Here is a 2,952-nt window from a genome sequence, read left to right on the forward strand (position 1 = left end):
GGCCAGCGCCGCCCGGCCCAGTTTGACGGCCGGCGCGCCGCCCCAGCGCTGGCCGGTCGGGACCTGGCCGGTGACGCTGGAGCCGGGCACCACCTGGGCCTGCTTGCCGACCCGGGCCCCGGGCAACAGCGTGGAGCGCGTCCCGACCACGGCGCCGGAGCCGACCTTGACCTGGCCGACCTCCAGCCGGTCGCCGTCCAGCCAGTAGCCGCAGAGGTCGACCTCGGCCTCCACCGCGCAGCCCCGGCCCAGCTTGAGCATCCCGGTGACCGGCGGAAGCGAGTGGAGGTCCACCTCGGGGCCGACCTTCGCGCCGAGCGCCCGCGCGTAGCGGACCAGCCACGCCCCGGAGAGCGCGGTCGCGCCGGTCACCTCGGCGAGCCGCTCGGCCGCCCAGACCCGCAGATGGGTGGAGCCGCCGCGCGGGTAGCTGCCCGGGCGCAGACCGCGCAGCAGCAGCCGGGCGCCGCCGGCCGCGATGGCCAGCCGGCCCGCCGGGGTATAGAGCACCAGCGCGCCCGCGCCCACCGCCCACCAGGAGGCGGTCGGCGCCCACGGGTAGTCGCCGAGCCGGGTGAGCACGTTTCCGAGCGCCAGCAGCGCGACCGTCCAGCGCAGGCCGGCCACGGTGAACAGCGGGACCAGCAGGAGCAGCTGGAGCAGCTTGGCCCTGGTCGGCACCGGTGCGATCGTGCGGGTCTCGCCGCCGTCGGCTGCACTGCGCTCCAGGTGCCGGGCGAGCTTGCGCAGGGTCGGCTGCTGGTAGATGTCCAGCACGGCGACGCTGGGGTAGCGGGTGCGCAGCAGGGTGGTGAGCCGGGCGGCCGCCAGGCTGCCGCCGCCGATGGCGAAGAAGTCCTCGCGCGGGCCGCTCACCGGCACGCCCAGGATCTCGGTCCACTGCTCGGCCAGCCATGCCTCGGTGCCGTAGAGCTGTTCGGTGGGCCCGGCCGTTTCCAGGTCGGGCAGCGGCCAGGGCAGCGCGTTGCGGTCGACCTTGCCGGAGGTGCGGGTGGGCAGCGAGTCGACCGGCGCGAGCAGCGGCACCAGCGCGGCGGGCAGCTCGGCGCGCAGCCGCTCGACGGACTGCTCGCGGTCCCAGCCGTCCTTGGTCACCAGGTAGCCGACCAGCAGCTGGTTGCCGCCGCGTGCGGTGCGGACGGCTGCGGCCGCACCGGCCACGCCCGGCAGGGCCTGGAGGGCGGCGTCGACCTCGCCGAGTTCGATCCGGCGGCCGCCGAGCTTGATCTGCTCGTCGGCGCGGCCGAGGAAGAGCAGCCCGGCGGGGTCGGCCTGGACGAGGTCGCCGCTGCGGTAGGCACGCTCCCAGCCGAGCGAGGGCAGCGGCGCGTACTTCTCGGCGTCCTTGACCGGGTCCAGGTAGCGGGCCAGGCCGACGCCGCCGATCACCAGCTGGCCGGTGCCGCCCGGCGCGACCGGCTCGCCGGCCTCGTCCACCACGGCGAGGTCCCAGCCGTCGAGCGGCAGGCCGATCCGGACCGGGCCGTCGCCGGTCAGCAGCGCCGCACAGGCCACCACGGTCGCCTCGGTCGGCCCGTAGGTGTTCCAGACCTCACGGCCCTCGGTGACCAGCCGCTGCACCAGCTCGGGCGGGCAGGCCTCGCCGCCGAAGATCAGCAGCCGGACCTCGTTCAGCGCCTCCGCCGGCCAGAGCGCGGCCAGGGTGGGGACGGTGGAGACCACGGTGATCTCCTGCTCGGCCAGCCACGGCCCGAGGTCGGCGCCGCTGCGGACCTGCGAGCGCGGGACGGGCACCAGGCAGGCACCGTAGCGCCAGGCCAGCCACATCTCCTCGCAGGAGGCGTCGAAGGCGACGGAGAGGCCGGCCATCACGCGGTCGCCCGGGCCGATCGGCTCCTCCTGGAGGAAGAGCGCGGCCTCGGCGTCGACGAAGGCCGCGGCGTTGCGGTGGGTGACGGCGACGCCCTTGGGGCGGCCGGTGGAGCCCGAGGTGAAGATGATCCAGGCGTCGTCGGCGGCGGTCGGGCGGCCCGGTGCGGCGGCCTCCCGCGGCGCGCCGGTGAGGGACAGGGCGCGCTTCGCACCGAGGACGGCGGCGACGGCCGCCTCCTCGAAGACCAGCTGCGCGCGCTCGTCCGGGTCCTCGGCGTCGACCGGGACGTAGGCGGCGCCGGCGGCGAGCACGGCGAGGATCGAGACATAGAGGTCGTTGGTGCCGGAGGGGACGCGGATGCCCACCCGGTCGCCCGTGCCGATCCCGGCGGCGGCCAGCCGGCGGCGCAGCTGCTCGACCTCGGCGGCGAGCGCCCGGTAGCTGAGCACGGTCTGCCCGTCGTCCAGGGCCGGCTCGCCGGGGTGGGCGCGGACGGTGGCGTCCAGGAGGTCGACCAGGGTGCGCGGGGCGGGGGCCGGGCGGCCCGGGAAGAGGGCCCGGCCCGGGGCTGCCGGTGTGCCGGGGGCGGGAGCGTCCGGCTCGCTGGGGGTCGGAGTGGCCGACTCGCTGGGGCTCGGACTGGCCGGCTCGCCCGGGGCGGGAGCCTGTGGGGCGTGCGGGGCCTGCTCGATGTGGCTCGGTTCAGCTGTCATGGCAGCCCGTGCGCTCCTCGTCCTCGCCCCTGTCCCGACCGGTGCTCGGCCCTTGGGGGCGGTGGGAGAACACGCCTGATCGGGTGACCCCACTCCGGGGCCGGAGCGGACAACCCGACCGATGGTAGCCCCGGGTGATGAACGGCGTACTGCCCGACACTCCACTCAACTCGCGCTCAACTGGCCGAATCTGATGGTCAATCAGTCAATAACTGAGCTTCTGTGAGTCGATTGTGACGAACCGTCAGTCAGCTTGACGGACCGTCAGACGATTTTTCGCGCCGTGATCCACGCCACACCGGAAAATGCTCCCTTCGGGTGGTGGGCGGCAGCGCGGTCGTCGTGCCGGCCGTCGTGTCTGCCTCCCTGCCTCCCTGCCGCCCT

The 2,952-nt window shown here is 75.4% G+C and carries 1 protein-coding gene; it reads right to left on the reverse strand.

The window, feature by feature from the left end; all coding sequences use genetic code 11:
- Positions 1-2,568 (reverse strand): amino acid adenylation domain-containing protein (locus C2142_RS41015; protein WP_241002999.1); only part of this gene is annotated, 2,568 nt, incomplete at its 3' end.
- Positions 2,569-2,952 lie beyond the last annotated feature (384 nt).

This window comes from Streptomyces sp. CB01881 (assembly GCF_002953255.1).
GTDB lineage: Bacteria > Actinomycetota > Actinomycetes > Streptomycetales > Streptomycetaceae > Kitasatospora.